We start from the raw sequence: 21042 nt of genomic DNA, 5'->3' as shown, positions 1-21042 counted from the left end.
ATTTGAGCAGTTTTCAGGAGTTTTTATGAGTTTATCTATGGCATTGATCTGGTTTGCCGCAGGTTTAGTGGCAGGTGCAGTAGCCGCCCGTCTTTTCAGTTTAAGGCAGTTTAATCAGCATAAATTACAGCTGGAGCTGGATGAAAGCCGCCAGCAATTACAGAAATACCGCAATGACGTGTCACACCATCTGGATACCACCCATCAGTTAATGGCGCAGTTGCAGGACAATTATGAAAAAATTGCCCGTCACATGGCCAGAACCAAGATGCAGCTGATTGAACGTCCTGGTTATAGTGAAAACACCGAGCTGAACTATTTATCGACAGATACTGCTGAACAGATCAGGTTATCTATTGACCAAATCGACGAGAAACGCCGCAGAAAAGCTGAAGTTCGCACTGAACAACCACTTGATTATGCAGGGCATTCCAGCGGTATCTTAAAAACTTTCCCAACAGAAAAAAAATCTGAAGTCTGAAACTTTTTTTATTGGGGTGAGTCTCTAGAGGCAGTGTTCCCATGGAGACAAACCCCAAATGAAAATGAAGTTATCTATTGTCACCGCCAGCGTGCTGGCTGCCTTCCTGTTGACAAATCCTCTGCCGGTCTCTGCTAAATTACCATTTTTTGGCGCCGAATCCGGTGAACAAATGCCAAGCCTGGCGCCTATGCTGGAAAAAGTGACACCTGCAGTGGTGAATATTAACGTGGCCGGAAACCGTGAAGTGCGCCAACGTCTACCGGATGCGTTCCAGCAGTTTTTTGGTCAGAACGAATTGCGCCGGGAGCAACCTTTCCGTGGTCTGGGCTCTGGTGTGATTATTGACGCTGCCAAAGGTTATGTTGTCACCAACTCCCACGTGATTAATCAGGCCAGTGAAATTCAGGTCACTCTGACCGATGGCCGTACCTTTGAAGCCAAAAAAATTGGTGAAGATCCGGACAGTGATATTGCCTTGCTGCAAATTAAAGCCGACAACCTGACCGCAATTAAAATTGCCGACTCAGACAATCTGCGAGTTGGTGATTTTACTGTCGCCATCGGCAACCCCTTTGGTTTAGGCCAGACCGTCACTTCAGGCATTGTCAGCGCTCTGGGCCGCGGTGGTTTAAACATTGAAAAATATGAAGATTTCATTCAAACCGACGCTGCTATTAACAGTGGCAACTCAGGTGGCGCTCTGGTCAACCTCAGAGGCGAGCTGATAGGGATTAACACCGCTATTCTGGGCCCAAACGGCGGCAATATCGGTATAGGTTTTGCCATTCCTTCCACCATGATGAATAATCTGGTCAGCCAAATTATTGAATACGGTGAAGTCAAACGGGGTGTGCTGGGCATTGAAGGCAATGATCTGAATGCCGAACTTGCCAAAGCAATGAAAGTAAAATCGTCCAAAGGGGTTTTTGTTGGCCGGGTTACACCAGACAGTGGTGCCGATAAAGCCGGCATCAAATCCGGTGACGTTATTGTCAGCCTCAATGGTAAAACCATTTCCTCCATGTCAGAACTACGCGCCAAAGTCGGTACTTTAGGCGTTGGCAAATCAGTAAAACTTGGCATTTTACGTGAAGATAAACAGCTGGATCTGAGCGTGAAACTGTCGGCAGCTGATCAGGCCAATGTCACAGCGGGTAACTTGCATGAAATGCTGGCCGGTGCCAACTTTGCCAACGGCAAAACTGCGGATGGCACCCCTGGTGTGATGATTTCTGAGGTAGCCAATGGCTCGCCTGCTGCACGGCTTGGTCTGCAAAAAGGTGACGTGATTATTGGTGTTGCCCGCACCAAGGTAGACACAGTGGCGCAACTCAGAGAAGTACTGAGTAAAGCTCAAGGGGTCATCGCCCTGCAGGTTCAGCGTGAAGACAACGTATATTATGTGCTGATCCGCTAAGGCACTTTAGTTGGCATTAAAGGCCGCAGTCTGGTTAGTCTGCGGCCTTGTTGGTTGTTTTTCGTTACTTTTTTCTGCTACAGCTTGCCCCCGAACAATGTTATGCTGATATTACTTTGGCTGGCATTGATATAAACCGTGGCTAAACAATTGATTTTTATTATAAAAAGCATAGCGTATGGCCTGGCGCTCGCGCTGTTGTGGCTATTGTTCTTTCAGCAGAACAGTCAGTTGCAACTGAGTCAGTTATTCAGTAATCACGACGCTGAACCTGCGGCTATCTCTTATGCCAGAGCGGTCAGGGCGGCAGCCCCATCCGTGGTGAATGTATACACCGTCAGTACCCAACAAGACCCCCGCTCTTATCAGCGCCGGATTATTCAGAATCAGTCTTTAGGCTCAGGCGTCATTATGCGCTCCGACGGTTATATTCTGACCAACTATCATGTGGTCAATGGTGCCGACCAAATTGTGGTTGCACTGCAGGATGGACGCCAACTTGAAGCCATTCTGATTGGGCAGGACCGCATGACCGACCTCGCCGTGTTGTATGTGCAGGCCACCGATCTGCCAGTGATCCCACAACAACCGAATCTAGAAGCTCAGGTGGGTGATTTAGTTCTTGCCATAGGTAACCCGCTGAATTTAGGCCAGTCTATTACTCAGGGCATTATCAGTGCCACAGGCCGCGCTGGCCTCAGCACCAACACTTATACCGATTTTATGCAAATGGATGCCGCTATTAATGCCGGTAATTCCGGCGGCGCTCTGGTCAACAGCAATGGGGTGTTGGTTGGTATTAATACCGCAGCTTTCCAACGGCAGCGCAATCTGGAAGTTCAGGGCATATTTTTTGCCGTACCTTATAAACTGGCGCATACAGTGATGGAAAAACTGATTAAACATGGCCGCGTGGTGCGTGGTTATCTGGGGTTAAGCGGTGAACCTGTGATCAATTCTGCCGGCGAGCGGCAAGTCTCCACAGCCCAGCATTTTTATGGCATGAAAATAACCGAAGTAGACGCTTTTGGTCCTGCAGCAGTTTCAGGTTTACAAGCTGATGATATTTTGCTGGAAATGGCCGGTGTGACTTTAACCAGCGTCGGCCAGGCGTTGGATTTGGTCGCAGAAGCTGCGCCTGACACCCAAGTACAAATTCTGATTGAACGCCGCGGCGAACGAATGATGATCCCAACCCGTATTGGTGTGCGTACCGACACAGATTAACCAGGCTTGCCCAGGGTTATTCACACGCACTCCGGATCGCCAATAGGTCAACAGTAAAACCCTTGCCCTGCAGATAAAAAAACCCGCCATTTGGCGGGTTTACTTTTAAGCAATAACTTAGGCTGCCGCGTTAATACGCTCAATGCGGGCACCTAAGGCCTGCAGTTTATGCTCAATCTGCTCATAACCACGGTCGATATGATAAATTCGATCGACCACTGTATTGCCGGTAGCCACTAAACCTGCTATGACCAGGCTGGCAGAAGCGCGTAAATCTGTCGCCATCACCTGAGCTGCAGTCAGCTGCGGCGTGTACTGACACATTGCCGTATTGCCTTCAAGCTGGATCTGAGCGCCCATCCGCTGCAATTCAGGCACATGCATAAAACGGTTTTCGAAAATGGTTTCGGTCACCACACCTACACCTTCGGCCAGCACATTAAGCACAGTAAACTGCGCCTGCATATCGGTTGGGAAACCGGGATGTGGAGTGGTTTTTACATTCACCGACTTCAGAGTACGGCCTGTCATATTCAGCCGGATCCAGTCATCCCCAGTGGTCACTTCAGCGCCCGCTTCACGCAGTTTCTCCAGCACCACTTCTAGCTCGGTTGGATCTGTATTACGACAGGTCACATCACCGCCGGTGACAGCAGCAGCAACCAGGAAAGTACCGGTTTCAATTCTGTCCGGCAGTACACTGTGAGCGGCACCTGTTAAACGCTCGACACCTTCTACTTTAATAGTGGCACTGCCGGCACCGCTGATTTTAGCGCCCATCGCCACTAAGTATTTTGCTAAATCAACAACTTCCGGCTCGCGGGCGGCGTTTTCGATAATGGTAACGCCATCTGCCAGCACAGCCGCCATCAGCAGGTTCTCAGTGCCGGTCACGCTGACCATATCCATCACCAGATGTGCACCTTTGAGACGAGCCGCTTTGGCTTTGATATAACCGTTTTCCACACTGATATCTGCGCCCATTTTGCGCAGACCATCAATATGCAGATTAACCGGCCGGGCGCCAATGGCACAACCGCCGGGCAAAGATACTTCAGCATGACCAAAACGCGCCAATAACGGGCCCAGTGCCAGAATAGAAGCACGCATGGTTCTTACTAATTCATAGGGTGCCATCTGACTGTGAATATGACTGGCGTCCACTGTCACCTGATGACCATCACGCTGCACCTGGGCACCAAACATGGTCAGCAGCTTAAACGTGGTATCAATATCTTTCAGCACCGGTACATTGCTGATCACTGAAGGTTGTTCGGCCAGCAAAGTTGCAAACAAAATAGGCAGAGCGGCATTTTTGGCTCCGGAAATCACGACATCGCCTTTCAGGGTGGCGCCACCTGTTACTAAAAATTGTTGCATATGTACTTACACCGGAGGATTAAGAAGTTTTTCACGACGCCATTGAGTTGGCGTGAAGGCTTTGATTGATAAGGCATGAATAGAACCATCGGCAATTTCAGCCATCAGTGGTCCGTATACCAGTTGTTGTTGTTTGACCCGGCTTAAGCCGTCAAAACATTCGCCTACAGCGGTCACTGCATAATGACTGCCATCAGCACTGACATACACCTCAACCAGGTTTAGTTGTTCGGTTAAGCGTTGTTCAATTTGTTTAATGTCCATCAGGCACCCACCAATCGGCAAAAGTCATCCGGCCATCCGCATTTGCATATCACAACGGGCTGACCGCATAGAGAACAACAACCCGGCAATGCCGGGTTGTCAGAGTTTATCAGAGAAGCATATCTTCAGTGACTGCTAAGGGCGGCATTATAGCCTGACTCAGCGGCGATTTCAGCTAGTCTGTTGGCAAAAGTGGCAACACATCACTGACCGCCGCCAGATTACGCAGCTGGGTTGGCATTTGTGTAAAACGCAGCACTATGCCTTTTTTGTTGGCCTGCGCCAGTTGCTGTAACAACCAGGCTAAACCAGCAGTGTCGACATGACGCAACTTACCAAGATTAAATTCTGCCTGCTTAGGCAAGGTGTCCAACAGTTTAAAGGGCCAGTGTTTAACCACAGTGTTGCAGTTCAGCTCACCACTGAACTCGACTGTTGCACCTTGCTGCTTAATCTCAAGCATTGTTTTTCTTCTCTGGCGCTTTGATAGGCGCTTTGGCTTTTTCTTCCAAAAGCGCTGCCACACTTAACAAACCCTGCTGACGAATCAGGCTACCCAGCTCAGAGCGTTTGCTGTCGAGTAAAGAAATACCTTCGGCCACCATGTCATATACCAGCCAGTTATTGGCATCTTTCACACGGCGCAGCTTAAACTCAATTTTGATATCAGGTTTGCCCGGGTCTATCACCCGTGTTTTGATGGTGATAATTTTGCGTTGTTTATCAACTGGTTGACCTGGCTCAATAATCACTTTCTGGTCGCGGTATTGGGTAAACACACCAGCATAGGTACCCACCATATAATTCTGGAAAGCATCCACAAAAGTATTAAAGTCTTGTTTTGGTACAGTGTTGAGTTTCACACTCTGACCAATCACATAACCTGCGGCGTAACGACTGTCGATATAAGGCACTAACTCTTCATTGACAATAGTACGCAGTACTTCAGCATCAGCTTTGATTTTTGGCTGGTCAGCAGCAATACGACGGAAAGTTTTATCCGCCAGCACTTCCATCATTTTGTATGGATCATCATAAGTAGGCACAGCGGCAGAGTTTGCCTGTGCCGGCACAGTGCTGATAGCCAGCAGCAGCGCTGTGGCAAATTTAAAGATTCTGTTCATTATTGATTCCCACGGTTAAACAAGAACTGACCGATCAGCTCTTCCAGTACAATGGCCGCCTTGGTGTCTTCGATATAATCACCATCAGCCAGAATTTCTACGTTTTCGTCGACAAAACCTGGTTGTAAACCAATATATTGTTCGCCGAGCAAACCTGAAGTCAGAATGGACAAAGAGCTGGTCTCAGGGAAATTGCTGTAACTGCTGTTAATTTCCAGGGTCACGACCGGCTGGAAAGCTTCAGGATCCAGCTGAATGCTGGCAACACGGCCAACCACAACCCCACCTACTTTCACCGGCGAACGTACTTTTAAGCCGCCGATATTGTCGAATTTGGCATACAACTTATAACTTTGATCCGAACCGGTCACACCGGTATTGGCAACTTTCATCGCCAGTAATAACAAAGCGGCAATCGCCAAAGCGACAAAAGCACCCACTAAAATTTCTAACTTACGTGTGGTCATTTTTTTATCCACCAAACATGACAGCTGTTAATACAAAATCAAAACCCAGCACCGCCAGCGAGGCAGTGACAACAGTCTGGGTTGTCGCCTGACTGATCCCTTCCGAAGTCGGAACCGCATCAAATCCCTTGTGCAGCGCAATCACTGTCACCAAAAACGCAAACACCATACTTTTGATCACGCCGTTCAGCACATCTTCGTGCAGATCAACGTTGGCCTGCATGGCCGACCAATAACCGCCTGCATCTACGCCCAGCCAGTCCACACCCACCAGATGACCACCGAGAATACCAACGGCATTAAAGATCAGCGCCAGCAGTGGCATACAAACCACACCAGCCCAAAAACGCGGAGCTATCACCCGGCGCAGCGGATCAACCGCCATCATTTCCATACCGGAGAGTTGTTCTGTTGCTTTCATCAGACCAATTTCGGCGGTCAGTGCGCTACCAGCGCGACCGGCAAATAACAAAGCTGTGACCACGGGTCCCAGTTCACGCAGCAAACTGAGCGCCACCAAAGGGCCAAGCATTTGTTCGGCACCAAACTTTGACAAGACGGTGTAACCTTGCAGCGCCAACACCATGCCGATAAATAACCCCGACACCACAATGATCAGCAGCGATAACACGCCAACCACATAAAACTGCTTGATATATAAAGGCCAGGCTTTGACAAACCTGGGCCGGCCCCATAAAGCCCCTAAGACCATCAGGGCGGCGCGGCCAAAACCCTGCACAGACGCTATAGTGGCAGCGCCAAGTTGTTGTAATTTATCGAGCATTAATCCTTTAACTCCATTAATTCCCCGGCATAATCGGCCGCTTTAAAATGGAAAGGTACAGGACCATCAGCCAGACCTTGTAAAAACTGCTGTACCAGCGGCGATTCATGCACCCGCAACTGCTGCGGTGTGCCATGGCCAATCACCCGGCGCTCTGCCACTACATAGACGTAGTCGGCAATACTCATCACTTCGTTGACATCATGGGACACCACAATAGACGTCAGCCCCAGTGCATCATTTAAAGAACGGATCAGCCGTACTATCACACCCATCGAAATAGGGTCCTGACCGGCAAAAGGTTCGTCATACATCACCAGTTGTGGATCCAGCGCAATAGCACGCGCCAGCGCAGCACGGCGTGCCATACCACCAGACAGCTCAGCCGGCATTAAATCGCGTGCACCACGCAAACCTACAGCTTCAAGTTTCATCAGTACCATCATGCGGATAATTTCTTCCGGCAATTTGGTATGCTCGCGGATTGGAAAAGCCACGTTATCAAACACAGACATATCGCTGAATAAAGCGCCGCTTTGAAACAACATGCTCATTTTTTTGCGGGCCTGATACAGATCATTGCGGCCAAGGACTGGAATATCAACACCATCAAACCAGATATGGCCGCTGTCCGGTTTCAGCTGACCGCCGATCAGACGCAATAAGGTGGTTTTCCCGATCCCGCTCGGCCCCATAATGGCGGTCACTTTACCACGACGGAACTGCATGCTCATGTCGTCATAAATCACCCGCTCACCGCGGCGGAAGGTCAGGTTTTGAATGTTCACCAGCGGCTCAGCCGTTGTATTTCCCATGCTTTGTTCCAACTTAAATCCCTTGATTGAGCTGGTTATCATAAAAACCAGCAAAGCCCCAGGCAAAACGCCGCGCAATATAAAGTCAGGGACGTCCGGATGCAAGACCACTGTTTAATAGTTCGGCGTATTTTACCTGCATTAACAGCATGAGTGCGCAGAAAAAATTGTAATATTCGATTGCAAAAATCGAAACTTACACCAATTCACGGTTTTTTTTGCAATTCCACCAGAGAAGCAGGAAAATGTCGCAGTTTTGCGGGCGCTGCTGGCTTATAGGCTTTAATGCTGTGCCAGTTCAGTGACGAACCGCTTTGTTTTTGATATTTATTCGCATTTTGTCGAAGTTAACTGAATATCAGCTTAACCATCACCGGGAAAATCAGCCCGGCCGCAGGAGAAACACCGTGACTATAGATTACTGTGCCAAAGCCAGGGCAGTCTTTGCGATTGAAGCTGCAGCCATTGTTGGATTAAACCAGTATCTGGATCACAATTTTGAACGCGCTTGCCAGCAGATGTTTGACTGTAGCGGCCGTATTATTGTTATCGGCATGGGAAAATCCGGCCATATCGGCAATAAAATCGCTGCCACTCTGGCCTCAACCGGTACTCCGGCGTTTTTTGTCCACCCAGGTGAAGCAAGCCACGGTGACCTTGGTATGATCACCAAAGGTGACATTGTACTGGCCCTGTCCAATTCAGGCGAAACCAATGAGTTACTGCTGATAGTTCCGGTGTTAAAACGCCTTGGCATTGGCTTGATTGCCATGACCGGCAATCCTCAATCAACCCTGGCCCGCCTTGCCGATGTGCATTTATGTGTCAAAGTGGAACAGGAAGCCTGCCCGCTTGGGCTGGCACCAACAGCCAGCACCACAGCAGCACTGGTGATGGGGGATGCTCTGGCTGTTGCTTTATTGGAAGCCCGTGGTTTTTCCGCCGATGATTTTGCGCTGTCACATCCGGGCGGCAGTTTGGGTAAAAAGTTATTGTTACGGTTGCAGGATGTGATGCACCAGGGCGAACAAATACCGCTGGTACCTGTTTCAGCCACCATTAAGCAGGCCTTGTTAGAAATATCACAAAAAGGTCTGGGCATGACCGCCATCGTAGATGAACAAGGCAAGCTGGCCGGTATTTTTACTGACGGTGATTTACGGCGCTTGCTCGATTTAAGAGTCGATATTCATCAGACCCTGATTGCCGACGTGATGATCCGCAACTGTATTACTGCCAAAGCCGATATGCTGGCCGCTGAAGCGCTGAAAATTATGGAACAAAAGAAAATTAATGGCCTGATTGTATTGTCAGACGACAGAACACCGATAGGCGCGATGAATATGCATGATTTACTGCGGGCCGGAGTGTTGTAATGTCAGATTTATTTAGTCAGTTATATCAGCAGGTTCAGGGCCAGCTGCTGCAGCAAGCCGCACAAATCCGCTTGCTGATCTGTGACGTGGACGGTGTGTTCTCCGACGGACGGATTTATCTGGGCGATGCCGGTGAAGAGCTCAAAGCTTTTCATACCCGTGACGGTTATGGCATTAAAGCGCTACGCCATGCAGGCATCGAAGTGGCAGTCATCACAGGCCGGCGATCTGACATTGTCAGTCAACGTATGACCTCATTAACAGTGCCCTATATCTATCAGGGGCAGGAAGATAAAATTCCGGCTTTTAATGAACTGAAACAAAAGTTACAGCTTGAAAATCAACAGATTGCTTATATTGGTGATGACCTGTCCGACTGGAAAGTGATGCAACATTGTGGTCTTTCTGTTGCAGTCAAAGATGCCCATCCTTATTTACGCCAACATGCCCATTATGTCACCTGCCTGCCGGGTGGTTATGGCGCTGTGCGTGAGCTTTGTGATTTACTGCTGATCAGCCAGCAAAAATTTGCCGGCTTTGACGGAAGCAGCTCATGAAACAACAGATTTTCTGGTTTTTACTGGTGCTGACCTGTGCCAGCCTGTTATACGGCTGGCTGGACAATGAAGGTAAAAGCACAGCGACCAATGCGGAGCAGGAACTGGCGCCCGACTTTATTGCCTACGACTTAGTGCGTACCAGTTTTGACGGCAGCGGCAATATGTCAGGCCTGATCAAGGCCCGGCAAATGTCGCACTTTGAGCAGCTTGGGCAAATTCAGTTTGAAGCCCCTGCTTACACCATTTTTGAAGATCAGCTGCCCAAATGGCAGGTTAGCAGTGACCACGGTGTGTTGTATCCGGATGACAAAGTTGTGCTGGAACAACAGGTGATCCTGGACAATCTGAAATCAGGTGAATTATTTAACAAACTCGAAACGAACCAGCTGGAATATTTGTTTGAACAACAAATGCTGCAAAGCAGGCAGCAGGTTTTGATCAGCGGCGACGGTTTTGCCATCAATGGCCAGGGCGTCGAGGTTGATTTAGTCAAACAGAAACTACAACTTCATCAACATAAAGGGACGGTTTATCGCCATGAGAAATAATTTGCTGCTGGCCTTGTTGCTTGGCCTCTGTTCGCTGGCATCTCAGGCGGCCAATAACGATTTTGCCGAACCTGTGAATGTCAGCTCTGATAATTTTGACGGCAGCGTCAAAGAGAAAAAACTGGTGTACCTTGGCAATGTGCTGGTTACCCAGGGCTCGTTAAAAATCAAAGCCGAACGTCTTGAAGTGGACAGCTCCAAAGGCCAGGGTAAAGAGGTATTTATTGCCAGCGGCACACCGGCCTCTTATTCGCAGGTGCTGGATGGTGACAAACCAATAGAAGCCATGGCCAACGAAATCCGTTATGACGTTGCCACCCGCATCCTGACATTAACCGGCAACGCCGAAATCAATCAAAGCGGCAGTGTGGTGAAAAGTGCCAAAATTCAATATGACCTGGCACAGCAAAAACTCAATGCTGAAGGTGGCAAAGACACCCAAAGGGTCAGTACCGTATTTATCCCAGAGAAAAACTAAAGTGAAAACTCTTGTCGCATCGCATCTGGCGAAAAGTTACAAAGGCCGTCAGGTGGTTAAAGACGTCAGCCTCGAAGTGAAAGCAGGCCAGATCGTTGGTTTGCTCGGCCCCAATGGCGCCGGTAAAACCACCACTTTTTATATGATAGTGGGCCTGGTGCCGTCAGATAAAGGCAGCATTACACTCGATGGCCATGATATGACTTTCGACCCTATTCACGCCCGTGCCCGTCAGGGCATTGGTTATCTGCCGCAGGAAAGTTCAATTTTCCGCAAACTGACGGTGTACGACAACCTGATGGCCATTTTGCAAACGCGCAAAGAGTTAAAAGACGAGCAGCGTGAGCAAATAGCAGACGAACTGCTGGATGAATTTAACATTACCCATATCCGTAGCAGCCTGGGCATGAGTTTGTCCGGTGGTGAAAGACGCAGGGTGGAAATTGCCCGGGCTTTAGCGGCCAATCCGGCCTTTATTTTACTGGACGAACCTTTTGCCGGCGTGGACCCTATTTCAGTCTTGGATATTAAAAAAATTATTCAGCATTTGCGTAACAGAGGCATAGGGGTGCTAATCACCGACCACAATGTGCGCGAGACGCTTGATGTTTGCGAAATTGCCTATATTGTCAGTCATGGCGAACTGATAGCTTCTGGCTCGCCGGCCGATGTATTAGCAAATCAGCAGGTCAGAGATGTATACCTCGGCGAACAATTCAGGCTATAGTTAGCAAAAAGCCAGTGGATACTGGCCGTCAGGAGTGACCAGAAGTACATGAAGCCATCTTTACAACTCCGGCTTGGACAGCAACTCACAATGACTCCCCAGCTGCAACAAGCCATCAAGCTGTTGCAACTGTCGACCATTGAATTACAGCAGGAAATTCAGGAAGCTCTGGATGCCAACCCGCTGTTGGAAGCGGAGGATGACTATAACAACTTCAATGAAAGCAGCAGTGCACCGGAAGCGAGCGACAAACACGAACAAGCCGAAATAGACAGCTACTCCAGTGACGAACATTTTGACCCGGAAGTGCCCGATACCAGCGAGGCCATGACGGAGCAAAATATCAAAGAAGACCTGCCGCTTGACAGCAACTGGGACGACTTAGTCAGCGCAGCCCCAGTCGCTAATACCTACAATGGTGACGAAGACAACGTGTTTCAGGGTGAAACCAGCGAAACCCTGCAAGATTATTTACGCTGGCAGATGCGCCTGACACCTTTTACCGAAACCGACCTTGCCATTGCCGAAATTATTATAGAAGCTATTGATGGCAATGGTTTACTCACCATCAGCAACCAGGACATTCTCGATTCGCTTGGCATGCCAGACGTCGAAGCCGATGAAGTCGAAGCTGTGATCAAACGTATTCAACTGTTTGACCCTGTAGGTGTTGGCGCCCGCACCATTCAGGAATGTTTATTAGTGCAGCTGCGTCAGTTTGACCCACATACGCCTTTTCTGGCCGAAACCTGCGGCATTATCCGGGACTACAGCGAATATTTAGCCAACAGAGATTTCCGTTCTCTGATGCGCGTGACTAAACTCAAAGAAGATGACCTGCGCGAAGTGATGCGGCTTATTCACAGCCTGAACCCGCGCCCTGGTGCCGATGTGATCCGTGAAGAGCAGCAGTACACCATTCCGGATGTATCGGTGAAAAAAATCAAAGGCCGCTGGATGGTTGAGTTAAATCCGGATGCTTTTCCAAAAATCAGGATCAACGAACAATACGCCGCCATGTCGCGCAACGCCAGAAACTCGGCCGACAGTCAGTTTATCCGCTCTCACTTGCAGGAAGCCAAGTGGTTTTTAAAGAGTCTGGAAAGCCGCAACGAAACTTTATTAAAGGTTGCCAACTGTATAGTGCAGCAGCAACAAGCGTTTTTTGAGCATGGGGAAGAAGCGATGAAACCCATGGTGCTCAACGACGTGGCAGAGATGGTGGGCATGCATGAATCCACTATTTCCAGGGTGACCACACAAAAATTCATGCACACGCCCAGAGGAATATTTGAACTTAAGTTCTTTTTCTCCAGTCATGTAAGTACAGAGAGTGGCGGCGAATGTTCGTCGACCGCCATCAGGGCTTTTATAAAAAAATTGGTGGCAGCGGAGAATCCTGCAAAGCCGTTAAGCGATAGCAGGATGGCAGAAATTCTTTCTGAACAGGGCATCAACGTAGCAAGGCGGACCATCGCCAAATACCGTGAATCTCTGTACATTCCGCCGTCAAATCAGCGCAAGAGCTTGCTATAAGTGCTCATCAAAGAAGGAAATGTCTATGCAAATCAATCTAACTGGTCGTCATGTTGAAATCACTGAAGCACTGAGAGACTATGTAGACAGCAAGTTTTCAAAACTTGAACGGCATTTTGACCACATCAACAACGTACATGTTGTGCTCAACGTGGAGAAATTAAAACAAATTGCCGAAGCAAAACTGCATTTAAACGGCGGAGAGGTGTTTGCAGTCAGCGAAGATGATAATATGTACGCTGCTATTGACCAGCTGATCGATAAACTTGATCGACAAGTCATTAAACACAAAGAGAAAATTTCTCGTCATTGATTACGGACTTATGAACTTAAGCTCAATGTTATCGAAGGACTGCACAAAAAGTGCGGTCCTTTTTAATAGTAAAAAACGTATTCTGGAATATATTGCCGAGCTTGCACACCAGCAATTACCGCAATTAGCAGAATCCACTATTTTTGAAGCCCTGATGGCCCGCGAAAAACTGGGCTCAACCGGCATTGGCGGTGGAATTGCCATTCCGCACGGTAAACTCAAAGACGTCACCAGCCCGGTGTTAGTTTTTGTGGTCAGTCAGGACGCTATTCAATTTGACGCTATTGATAACCAGGCGGTAGATATTTTCTGTGCCATACTGATCCCAGAAAATCAATGCCAGACCCACCTGACCACCTTGGCTGGCATCGCAAGGTTACTCAGTCAGAAAGATTTAACCCGCAAAATCCGTCATACAGCTTCAGATCATGATCTGTATCAGTTGTTGCTGACCCACTCAGATATGGTGGCCAGCAAATGAAACTCCTTGTCGTCAGTGGTCGCTCAGGTTCCGGCAAATCAGTTGCACTTCGCGTGATGGAAGACCTGGGTTACTATTGTGTCGACAATATTCCGGTGAATCTGCTGCCCACCCTGGCCAACGCGGTGATGGGTCAGTATGAAAGGGTTGCCGTCAGTATTGATGTGCGCAACCTGCCACAAGAGCCGGAAGAGCTCACTGAAATTCTGTCTTATCTGCCGCGTAAAGTTGAACTTACCATTTTGTATCTGGATGCTTCCCACAGCAGCTTGATCAAAAGATTCAGTGAAACGCGCCGCCTGCACCCGTTGTCGCATCAGGCCATGTCGCTGGATGAAGCGATTCAACGCGAGCAGCAGCTGCTGGACCCTATTTCCAGCCGTGCCGATTTGTATATAGATACCACCGACTTAAACGTACACCAGCTGACAGAGCAACTACGTGAACGTATTCTGGGCCAAAAAACCGGACGGCTGGTGATTCTGTTTGAGTCTTTTGGCTTTAAATATGGCATTCCTAAAGATGCCGACTATGTGTTTGACGCCCGCTTTTTACCAAACCCACATTGGGAGCCTGAGCTGAAAATTCTGACCGGCCTTGATCAGCCAGTGAAAGATTACCTTGCAGCACAGGAAGTTGTAGGTCAGTACACCGAACAAATTAATCAGTTTATCGGCACCTGGTTGCCTCATCTGGAACGCAATAACCGCAGTTATCTGACCATTGCCATCGGTTGTACCGGCGGTCAGCATCGTTCTGTTTATATTGTTGAAGCGCTCTCAGCACGTTTTAAAGCACTGCGGGAAGATGTGCAGATCCGCCACCGCGAATTGGTGCGTCATCATGGCAAATAGTTTTTCTCAAACCGTCACTATCGTAAATCAGCTGGGTTTACATGCCCGCGCCGCTACCAAACTGGCGCAACTGTGTCAGAAGTTTGATGCCAAAATTGAGCTACAACAGGAAGGCAAAACTGCCGATGCCAGTAGTGTGTTGGCGTTGTTAATGCTTGCCAGCAGCAAAGGCAAAAACGTTGAGGTACTGGCGCACGGCGCAGAAGCAGAAGCGGCATTAAAATCTGTGGTTGAACTGATTAACAACGGTTTTGACGAAAACTAAACTGCCCTCACCTTTATTCACCTTTAGCTAGTTTGTCCCTTTGTTTCATCAGCTGTTGTTGTTGGGTGGCTGCTGTTGGCGTCAGCTTCTGGTGTAAACCGGCTTTGATCAGCATATAAGCGGTGACAGGGGCAGAAATAAATAAAAACAACGCAATCAGCAGCTGCTGTAGATTCAGTTGTTGTTCGACAAAATTAAAGAACAACATCGACGCCAGCACCAGACTGCCAAGCCCCAATGTGGTGGCCTTGGTCGGTCCATGCAACCTGGTGTAAAAGTCAGGTAGTTTAATTAAAGCAAAGGACCCCACCAGCACAAACAAGGTGCCAGCTATCACCAGTAACGCAATGATCCATTCCAGCAAGGTCATGGTTCTCTCCTATTCAATAATGTCACCACGTAACATAAATTTGCACACTGCCACTGTACTGACAAAGCCCAGCATGGCAATCAACAGTGCGGCTTCAAAATGCAGAATACTGGCGGCATAAATACCGTAACAGAGCAATAACGCAATGCTGTTGATGTACATGGTATCCAGCGCCAACAGACGATCCGGCACACTGGGACCGCGCAATAAAGCCCATAGGTTCAACAGCAAGGCGATTCCTACGCCAATCATCGCAACCATGACTATCTGATTTAACATTGGAATATCTCCTTCAGTGGTTGCTCATAACGCTGTTTGATACTGGCAATCAACTCAGCTTCATCATGTAAATCAAGCACATGTAAAAGCAGATACTTAGGCTTGGCGCTGTTTTCATCCAACTGATAGGGTAAAATTTCAGCGCTGACAGTGCCTGGCGTTAATGAAACTGTGCCGGCCAGAATGGTTAAAGGTAAAGCTTCTGTCATTGAAAGAGGCACCAGCACAAAACCAGGATTCAGATTTTTATTTGGCCCCAATACCAGCTTAATCACCTGTAAATTAGCGAGTACTATATCCAGCAACACCCGACCGATATAACGCAGAGCCAGACCCCAACGCCGGATCGGCGGTTGGGGATCACGAAAAGGTGCCGTCAACTGCGGGATCAGCACTGCCAACACTGCAGCAACAATCAGATGGATAGGCGCCACACTGTTATTCAGTAATAACCAGACCACAAACAGCAATAAACTTCGGGCAGGTGTTGGCAATAATACGCTGATAAACTTCATGTTATTGCCCTCCTACTGCACGCACATTCGGCAAAAACTGCAACTGGGTTGCCGCCTCAACACAAAACTGCATCACAGCTTCCCCAAAAAACACCAGGAGCGGGCTTGCCAGCAGCAACAGACACACTGCCGTAAATTGCACGGCATGGGCGCGTTGTGCAGTCATAACCTGTGCTTTCGCCCGCCAGAATAAGGTACTGCCGGCTCTGGTTAACGCAATCAGCACCAGCAGACTACAGAACAACAACACCGACCATAACGCAAGACGGCTGGGCAGATCAGTGGCGGCCTGCATTAACCAGATTTTTGCCACAAAGCCAGACAAGGGCGGCATCCCCGCCACCGCCAGTGCTGCTATCACAAAAAGCACCCCCAATGGCCATGCCTGTTGCAAAGGCCGGCCCGCTACAAGCCTGTCCTGTACCGTGCCACGCTGCGCAGCAATTAAATCTGCCAGTAAAAATAAAGCCGCTGCCACCAGGGTGGAATGCAGACTGTAATAAAGCACTGCGGCAACAGCACCGCTATGACCAAGTGCAAGGGTGGCCAGTAAACTGCCGGCAGACAGCAACACCAAGTAAGCCACCAGCAATTTCAGATATTGTGCCGCCAGTACACCCACGGCGGCCAACAGCATAGTGGCAAGGCCGCCAATCCATAATAAATCCCGGCCAAAACCAGCCAGCTCAGCTGCATTGTCACCAAACAAGCTGCCAAATACCCGCATCACACAATAAACACCAACTTTGGTCATGACGGCAAACATGGCCGCAACCGAAGCCGACGCATTGGCATAAGCGGCCGGCAACCAGAAATGCAATGGCAGGAGCGCCGCTTTTAAACCAAACACCAGCAATAACAAACCGGCAGCCGCTTTGACTATTAACACCTGCTGCGGTGCCAGACTAGTGATGCGCTGCGCCATATCCTGCATATTCAGGCTACCGAGCATGGCGTACAGCAGCGCCAGCGCCAGTAAAAACAGCGCAGAGCCTAACAGGTTTAATAACACATAATGCAAAGCCGCTTTGGTACGCCCTTTACCACCACCATGCAGCAGCAAACCATAAGAGGAAATCAGCAGCACTTCAAAAAACACAAAAAGGTTAAATAAATCAGCGGTTAAGAAGGCACCATGAATGCCCATCAATAAAAACTGTAATAAAGGCTGGAAATAAGCACCACGTTCATCTTCACCAGCCAGACTGTACAGCCAGCAACAACAAGCCAGCACTGTGCTTAACAGTACAAAAATGGCCGACACCTTATCCTGCAGCAAGACAATGCCAAAAGGCGCAGACCAGTTACCCAGCAGGTAAAAGTTTTGCACGCCGCCCGCACTTTGCCAGAGCCCATAACAGGCACTAAGCAACAACAGCAACAACCCAATGCCGCCCAGTGCACGTCTTTTACTCACTGACGCCTGCACTGGCGGCAATAATAATAAAGCCCCGGTAATTAACGGAACTAAAATCGGAAAAATCACTGCATGTTGCATCAAAACCGCGACTCCTGCTGTTGCCGCGAACCACTTTGGCCATCCACATGGTCATTACCCAGCTCAGCCCGGGCACGAATGGCAAGGATCACTAAAAATGCCGTCATGGCAAAACCTATTACAATAGCAGTCAACACCAGCGCCTGCGGCAAGGGATCAGCGTAGATGTCTGTTACTCCCAGCACGGCACCTTTACCTGCAGTTAAACCGCCGCTGGCAAAAATAAACAGATTGACCGCATAAGACAGCATGGTTAACCCTAGCACCACAGCAAAGGTATGGGCCCTCAGCACCAGCAGCACACCGCAGCCGGTTAATACGCCTATCACAATCGCCATCACCAGTTCCATTATGGTTGCTCCTTATGCACAGGACGATAACGGGTGGTTACTTTACCTAAATTCGCCAGGATCAATAAGGTTGACCCCACCACCGTCAGATAAACCCCCAAGTCAAAAGCCATGGCACTGGCAAGTTCAATAGTCCCCACCAGCGGTAGGTTAAAATAATCAAACCAGGAGGTTAAAAATGGCCGGCCAAACAACAGGCTGGCAAGGCCGGTGACTGTGGCACATAAAATTCCAAGCGCAATTAAGGTGGAATACTCAACTTTTAATCTGGGTTTGACCCAGTCCACCCCTTGCGCCACATACTGCAGAATCATCGCCACAGCGGTAATCAAGCCGGCAACAAAACCACCGCCTGGCATATTGTGCCCGCGAAAGAAAATATACACAGAAACCAATAACGCCAGCGGTAATAACGCCTGCGACACCACAGCCAGTAACAGCGGATGACTATCGAGCGCCCAGCGCCTGCCTTCCCCATCGGCGCCAGACATAAAACGTGGAATACCGGTCAGCATTTTAAAAATGCCCAGCGCGGCGATGCCTAATACGGTAATTTCCCCCAGGGTATCAAAACCCCGGAAATCGACCAGAATGACATTCACCACATTGGTGCCACCACCGCCGGTTTTGGCATTTTGCAGGAAATAATCTGAAATAGTGTCGGTTTGCTGGGTCAGCATAGCAAAAGCCAGACTGCCTATCACCACGCCAATCCCTGTCGCCAACGCCAAATCCCGCACCAAATGGCCAGGTGAAGATTGTTTCACCGATTTATGCGGCAGGAAATACAAGGCCAGCATCAGCAGCACGACAGTCACCACTTCCACCGATAACTGGGTCAGTGCCAGATCCGGCGCCGAAAACCGCACAAAGGCCAGACTGACCATTAACCCGACCACCGAAATCATTACCAGCGACAATAACCGTTGCCGGATAGTCAGTACAGTGGCGATAGCGGCGATACATAAAATAACAGCCCCGGCCAGCACCAACATATCCAGCGGCAAAGCCGGCCTGCTGCCCTGAAGAGACGCAAGCTCCAGCAAAGGCGCACCACACAACAACAGCACCAGTAACAACATCAGAGCAGCAAAACGCTGATAACTGCCATTGTCGATAGCTGCAGTCAAACTGCGACAACGCTGCACAAAACGCTGCAATATATTTTCAAAACGATAAATCGCCGGTTGTTCCGCAAAGCCGGCCTGAAATACAAATAAATGTTTACGGTTGATGTAAAGCACTATGCCACCAGCCAGCGCCAGCACACTCATCAGCAACGGTAAATTCAGACCATGCCACAGCGCCAGACTGTATTCCGGCGCTGCACCGCCAAGCACAGCAACAGCGGCCTGCGACAATAAATCACCGATAAACCACTGCGGGAACACCCCAAGCAAGACACAAAAGGCCACCAGAATCTCCATCGGCACCCGCATATAACGTGGTGGTTCATGCGGCGTTTTGCTCAGGCCAATAGGTTCACCGTTAAAAAACACGTCGTGAATAAAACGCGCTGAATAAGCAACGGCAAAAATCGCTGCCACTGTGGCCAACAGCGGAATTAACCAGCTTAACGACCCCAGCACTCCCTGATGCAGGGTTTGACTAAAAAACATTTCTTTGGATAAAAAACCGTTGAGCAGCGGCACACCGGCCATCGAGGCCGACGCCACCATCGCCAGCGTGGCAGTAACCGGCATATACTTCCATAAACCGTTGATTTTTCGCATATCGCGGGAACCGGTTTCGTGGTCAATAATACCGGCAGCCATAAATAATGACGCTTTAAAAATGGCATGGTTAATTAAATGGAAAATGGCGGCCACCGCGGCCAAATCAGTATCTAACCCCAGCAATAACGTAATTAAGCCAAGGTGGGAAATGGTTGAATAAGCCAGCAAGCCCTTTAGATCATGCTGAAATAACGCAAAATAAGCGCCCACCAGCAAAGTGGCCAAACCGGCCAGGGTGACCACTAAAAACCATAATTCGGTCCCGGATAATAACGGATATAACCGGGCCAGCAAAAAAATACCGGCTTTGACCATAGTCGCCGAATGCAGGTAAGCGCTAACGGGCGTTGGTGCAGCCATCGCATTAGGTAGCCAGAAATGGAAAGGAAACTGCGCAGACTTGGTAAAAGCGCCCAGCAACACCAGCACCAACACTACGGGATAAGCTGCATGTTGCTGTAATTGTTCAGTGTGCGTCAGCACGACCGACAATTCATAACTGCCGGTAATTTGCCCAAGCAGCACAATACCGGCCAACAGTGCCAAACCACCGGCCGCTGTGACTGTTAACGCCATTCTGGCGCCTTTACGGGCATCCCCCTGCTGCGACCAGAAACTAATCAATAAAAACGAGCTGATACTGGTCAGCTCCCAGAAAAACCACATTTGCAGCAGATTGCCGGACAAGACCACACCCAGCATCGCAAACATAAACAACATTAAAAACGCATAAAACCTGGCCATCGAATCCTGTGCCGACAGGTAATAGCGGGCATAAAGAATAACCAGCAAACCGATACAAAGGATCAGCAGGCTGAATAAAAACGACAAACCATCCAGATGCAGACTGAAATTCAACCCAATCAGTGGTAACCACTGCACTTGGTAGCGCAATACTTCACCGGAAAAAATAGCACTGCCCATGGGTAATAACAGCAACAACGCCAGTGCGGGGAAAGCAGCGACTGCCAGAGCAAGGGAACTGCGCTGCCAGTGCCGCGCTGCCGTTGCAAAGATACTGGCCAACAGCGGCAACACCACTATCCATAATAAAGTGCTCACCAGACTCAGTTTCCTCTTTTGTTAAGTAGGCCTATACCATTTATTACGTTGCTTCGGACTGAACCGGTCACAAGAAGATTACCTGCTGCACATCAACAGATGCGGTGACAATGCAGGGATCTGACGGCTGGC

General features: G+C 49.1%; 26 protein-coding genes. 13 read left to right on the top strand and 13 right to left on the bottom strand.

Annotated elements, in window-relative coordinates; genetic code table 11:
* Window positions 1–25: 25 nt before the first annotated feature.
* From V7P87_RS02405 to V7P87_RS02395, 3 genes are all read left to right on the top strand, one after another.
* Complete coding sequence (locus V7P87_RS02405) at window positions 26–481, top strand: YhcB family protein (protein WP_333796007.1); 456 nt, start codon at window positions 26–28, stop codon at window positions 479–481.
* 58 nt (window positions 482–539) lie between these two features.
* Window positions 540–1901 (top strand): Do family serine endopeptidase, encoded by a 1362-nt coding sequence (locus V7P87_RS02400; RefSeq protein ID WP_333796006.1) that lies wholly within the window; start codon window positions 540–542, stop codon window positions 1899–1901.
* Window positions 1902–2039: 138 nt separating this feature from the next.
* On the top strand, window positions 2040–3128 hold the full coding sequence (locus tag V7P87_RS02395; protein ID WP_333796005.1) for a trypsin-like peptidase domain-containing protein: 1089 nt from the start codon (window positions 2040–2042) through the stop codon (window positions 3126–3128).
* 117 nt (window positions 3129–3245) lie between these two features.
* Here the strand turns inward: V7P87_RS02395 and murA are convergent, their stop codons facing one another.
* The 7 genes from murA to mlaF all read right to left on the bottom strand — a co-directional run bounded on the left by murA (window position 3246) and on the right by mlaF (window position 7962).
* The gene (gene murA / locus V7P87_RS02390) at window positions 3246–4508 is read right to left on the bottom strand and encodes a UDP-N-acetylglucosamine 1-carboxyvinyltransferase (RefSeq protein ID WP_333796004.1); all 1263 of its coding nucleotides are present in this window, start codon (window positions 4506–4508) and stop codon (window positions 3246–3248) included.
* Window positions 4509–4514: 6 nt separating this feature from the next.
* Window positions 4515–4772, bottom strand: coding sequence for a BolA family protein (locus V7P87_RS02385; RefSeq protein WP_296294808.1), 258 nt, complete (start codon window positions 4770–4772; stop codon window positions 4515–4517).
* Between the two features lie 175 nt (window positions 4773–4947).
* Entirely contained in the window at window positions 4948–5235 is a 288-nt protein-coding gene (locus V7P87_RS02380; protein ID WP_296294810.1) for an STAS domain-containing protein, read from the bottom strand.
* Window positions 5228–5896: an MlaC/ttg2D family ABC transporter substrate-binding protein gene (locus tag V7P87_RS02375; protein WP_333796003.1), complete on the bottom strand. Its 669-nt coding sequence runs from the start codon at window positions 5894–5896 to the stop codon at window positions 5228–5230. The genes V7P87_RS02380 and V7P87_RS02375 overlap by 8 nt, the downstream gene beginning before the upstream one ends.
* Complete coding sequence (gene mlaD, locus V7P87_RS02370; RefSeq protein ID WP_260657037.1) at window positions 5896–6363, bottom strand: outer membrane lipid asymmetry maintenance protein MlaD; 468 nt, start codon at window positions 6361–6363, stop codon at window positions 5896–5898. Before mlaD ends, V7P87_RS02375 begins: the two co-directional genes overlap by 1 nt.
* 4 nt (window positions 6364–6367) lie before the next feature.
* The gene (gene mlaE / locus V7P87_RS02365; RefSeq protein WP_296294815.1) at window positions 6368–7147 is read right to left on the bottom strand and encodes a lipid asymmetry maintenance ABC transporter permease subunit MlaE; all 780 of its coding nucleotides are present in this window, start codon (window positions 7145–7147) and stop codon (window positions 6368–6370) included.
* On the bottom strand, window positions 7147–7962 hold the full coding sequence (mlaF, locus tag V7P87_RS02360) for a phospholipid ABC transporter ATP-binding protein MlaF (protein ID WP_333796002.1): 816 nt from the start codon (window positions 7960–7962) through the stop codon (window positions 7147–7149). Before mlaF ends, mlaE begins: the two co-directional genes overlap by 1 nt.
* A 407-nt stretch (window positions 7963–8369) precedes the next feature.
* On the opposite strand from mlaF, the gene V7P87_RS02355 reads away from it, so the two are divergent.
* The 10 genes from V7P87_RS02355 to V7P87_RS02310 are packed head-to-tail and all read left to right on the top strand — an operon-like array spanning window position 8370 to window position 15100.
* Window positions 8370–9338 carry a KpsF/GutQ family sugar-phosphate isomerase gene (locus V7P87_RS02355; protein WP_296294819.1) on the top strand — a complete coding sequence of 323 codons (969 nt, stop codon included), beginning with the start codon at window positions 8370–8372 and terminating at the stop codon, window positions 9336–9338.
* Window positions 9338–9895: a 3-deoxy-manno-octulosonate-8-phosphatase KdsC gene (gene kdsC, locus V7P87_RS02350; RefSeq protein ID WP_333796001.1), complete on the top strand. Its 558-nt coding sequence runs from the start codon at window positions 9338–9340 to the stop codon at window positions 9893–9895. Before V7P87_RS02355 ends, kdsC begins: the two co-directional genes overlap by 1 nt.
* Window positions 9892–10446: an LPS export ABC transporter periplasmic protein LptC gene (lptC, locus tag V7P87_RS02345; protein ID WP_333796000.1), complete on the top strand. Its 555-nt coding sequence runs from the start codon at window positions 9892–9894 to the stop codon at window positions 10444–10446. The genes kdsC and lptC overlap by 4 nt, the downstream gene beginning before the upstream one ends.
* The gene (gene lptA / locus V7P87_RS02340) at window positions 10436–10924 is read left to right on the top strand and encodes a lipopolysaccharide transport periplasmic protein LptA (RefSeq protein WP_333795999.1); all 489 of its coding nucleotides are present in this window, start codon (window positions 10436–10438) and stop codon (window positions 10922–10924) included. Before lptC ends, lptA begins: the two co-directional genes overlap by 11 nt.
* Window position 10925: 1 nt before the next feature.
* The gene (gene lptB, locus V7P87_RS02335) at window positions 10926–11651 is read left to right on the top strand and encodes an LPS export ABC transporter ATP-binding protein (protein ID WP_260657030.1); all 726 of its coding nucleotides are present in this window, start codon (window positions 10926–10928) and stop codon (window positions 11649–11651) included.
* Window positions 11652–11699: 48 nt separating this feature from the next.
* Window positions 11700–13187: an RNA polymerase factor sigma-54 gene (locus tag V7P87_RS02330; protein ID WP_333795997.1), complete on the top strand. Its 1488-nt coding sequence runs from the start codon at window positions 11700–11702 to the stop codon at window positions 13185–13187.
* 25 nt (window positions 13188–13212) lie between these two features.
* On the top strand, window positions 13213–13500 hold the full coding sequence (gene hpf, locus V7P87_RS02325) for a ribosome hibernation promoting factor (protein WP_260657028.1): 288 nt from the start codon (window positions 13213–13215) through the stop codon (window positions 13498–13500).
* A gap of 10 nt (window positions 13501–13510) precedes the next feature.
* A complete protein-coding gene (gene ptsN / locus V7P87_RS02320) occupies window positions 13511–13981 on the top strand; it encodes a PTS IIA-like nitrogen regulatory protein PtsN (protein WP_333795996.1) in 471 nt (156 codons plus the stop codon).
* A complete protein-coding gene (gene rapZ, locus V7P87_RS02315; protein ID WP_333795995.1) occupies window positions 13978–14835 on the top strand; it encodes an RNase adapter RapZ in 858 nt (285 codons plus the stop codon). Before ptsN ends, rapZ begins: the two co-directional genes overlap by 4 nt.
* Complete coding sequence (locus V7P87_RS02310; RefSeq protein ID WP_333795994.1) at window positions 14825–15100, top strand: HPr family phosphocarrier protein; 276 nt, start codon at window positions 14825–14827, stop codon at window positions 15098–15100. Before rapZ ends, V7P87_RS02310 begins: the two co-directional genes overlap by 11 nt.
* 13 nt (window positions 15101–15113) lie before the next feature.
* Here V7P87_RS02310 and V7P87_RS02305 read toward each other — a convergent pair whose 3' ends face one another.
* Genes V7P87_RS02305 through V7P87_RS02280 form a run of 6 tightly spaced genes read right to left on the bottom strand, consistent with a single transcriptional unit; the run spans window position 15114 to window position 20910 of the window.
* Window positions 15114–15470, bottom strand: coding sequence for a Na+/H+ antiporter subunit G (locus tag V7P87_RS02305; protein ID WP_333795993.1), 357 nt, complete (start codon window positions 15468–15470; stop codon window positions 15114–15116).
* 9 nt (window positions 15471–15479) lie between these two features.
* Window positions 15480–15749, bottom strand: coding sequence for a K+/H+ antiporter subunit F (locus V7P87_RS02300; protein ID WP_333795992.1), 270 nt, complete (start codon window positions 15747–15749; stop codon window positions 15480–15482).
* A complete protein-coding gene (locus tag V7P87_RS02295; RefSeq protein ID WP_333795991.1) occupies window positions 15743–16264 on the bottom strand; it encodes a Na+/H+ antiporter subunit E in 522 nt (173 codons plus the stop codon). Before V7P87_RS02295 ends, V7P87_RS02300 begins: the two co-directional genes overlap by 7 nt.
* Window position 16265: 1 nt before the next feature.
* The gene (locus V7P87_RS02290; protein ID WP_333795990.1) at window positions 16266–17762 is read right to left on the bottom strand and encodes a monovalent cation/H+ antiporter subunit D; all 1497 of its coding nucleotides are present in this window, start codon (window positions 17760–17762) and stop codon (window positions 16266–16268) included.
* Entirely contained in the window at window positions 17762–18112 is a 351-nt protein-coding gene (locus V7P87_RS02285) for a Na+/H+ antiporter subunit C (RefSeq protein WP_333795989.1), read from the bottom strand. The genes V7P87_RS02290 and V7P87_RS02285 overlap by 1 nt, the downstream gene beginning before the upstream one ends.
* On the bottom strand, window positions 18112–20910 hold the full coding sequence (locus tag V7P87_RS02280) for a monovalent cation/H+ antiporter subunit A (RefSeq protein WP_333795988.1): 2799 nt from the start codon (window positions 20908–20910) through the stop codon (window positions 18112–18114). Before V7P87_RS02280 ends, V7P87_RS02285 begins: the two co-directional genes overlap by 1 nt.
* Window positions 20911–21042: the final 132 nt, after the last annotated feature.

The organism is Rheinheimera sp. (assembly GCF_036782235.1).
Lineage (GTDB): Bacteria > Pseudomonadota > Gammaproteobacteria > Enterobacterales > Alteromonadaceae > Pararheinheimera.
This window is presented reverse-complemented; position numbering and strand designations above follow the sequence as displayed.

Bases quoted from the DNA above. Each gene is read 5' to 3' on its own strand.
- V7P87_RS02405 (WP_333796007.1), top strand. From the start codon at position 26: ATGAGTTTATCTATGGCATTGATCTGGTTTGCCGCAGGTTTAGTGGCA.
- V7P87_RS02400 (WP_333796006.1), top strand. From the start codon at position 540: ATGAAAATGAAGTTATCTATTGTCACCGCCAGCGTGCTGGCTGCCTTC.
- murA (WP_333796004.1), bottom strand. From the start codon at position 4,508: ATGCAACAATTTTTAGTAACAGGTGGCGCCACCCTGAAAGGCGATGTC.
- V7P87_RS02385 (WP_296294808.1), bottom strand. From the start codon at position 4,772: ATGGACATTAAACAAATTGAACAACGCTTAACCGAACAACTAAACCTG.
- V7P87_RS02380 (WP_296294810.1), bottom strand. From the start codon at position 5,235: ATGCTTGAGATTAAGCAGCAAGGTGCAACAGTCGAGTTCAGTGGTGAG.
- V7P87_RS02375 (WP_333796003.1), bottom strand. From the start codon at position 5,896: ATGAACAGAATCTTTAAATTTGCCACAGCGCTGCTGCTGGCTATCAGC.
- mlaD (WP_260657037.1), bottom strand. From the start codon at position 6,363: ATGACCACACGTAAGTTAGAAATTTTAGTGGGTGCTTTTGTCGCTTTG.
- mlaE (WP_296294815.1), bottom strand. From the start codon at position 7,147: ATGCTCGATAAATTACAACAACTTGGCGCTGCCACTATAGCGTCTGTG.
- mlaF (WP_333796002.1), bottom strand. From the start codon at position 7,962: ATGGGAAATACAACGGCTGAGCCGCTGGTGAACATTCAAAACCTGACC.
- kdsC (WP_333796001.1), top strand. From the start codon at position 9,338: ATGTCAGATTTATTTAGTCAGTTATATCAGCAGGTTCAGGGCCAGCTG.
- lptC (WP_333796000.1), top strand. From the start codon at position 9,892: ATGAAACAACAGATTTTCTGGTTTTTACTGGTGCTGACCTGTGCCAGC.
- lptA (WP_333795999.1), top strand. From the start codon at position 10,436: ATGAGAAATAATTTGCTGCTGGCCTTGTTGCTTGGCCTCTGTTCGCTG.
- V7P87_RS02330 (WP_333795997.1), top strand. From the start codon at position 11,700: ATGAAGCCATCTTTACAACTCCGGCTTGGACAGCAACTCACAATGACT.
- hpf (WP_260657028.1), top strand. From the start codon at position 13,213: ATGCAAATCAATCTAACTGGTCGTCATGTTGAAATCACTGAAGCACTG.
- ptsN (WP_333795996.1), top strand. From the start codon at position 13,511: ATGAACTTAAGCTCAATGTTATCGAAGGACTGCACAAAAAGTGCGGTC.
- rapZ (WP_333795995.1), top strand. From the start codon at position 13,978: ATGAAACTCCTTGTCGTCAGTGGTCGCTCAGGTTCCGGCAAATCAGTT.
- V7P87_RS02310 (WP_333795994.1), top strand. From the start codon at position 14,825: ATGGCAAATAGTTTTTCTCAAACCGTCACTATCGTAAATCAGCTGGGT.
- V7P87_RS02305 (WP_333795993.1), bottom strand. From the start codon at position 15,470: ATGACCTTGCTGGAATGGATCATTGCGTTACTGGTGATAGCTGGCACC.
- V7P87_RS02300 (WP_333795992.1), bottom strand. From the start codon at position 15,749: ATGTTAAATCAGATAGTCATGGTTGCGATGATTGGCGTAGGAATCGCC.
- V7P87_RS02295 (WP_333795991.1), bottom strand. From the start codon at position 16,264: ATGAAGTTTATCAGCGTATTATTGCCAACACCTGCCCGAAGTTTATTG.
- V7P87_RS02290 (WP_333795990.1), bottom strand. From the start codon at position 17,762: ATGCAACATGCAGTGATTTTTCCGATTTTAGTTCCGTTAATTACCGGG.
- V7P87_RS02285 (WP_333795989.1), bottom strand. From the start codon at position 18,112: ATGGAACTGGTGATGGCGATTGTGATAGGCGTATTAACCGGCTGCGGT.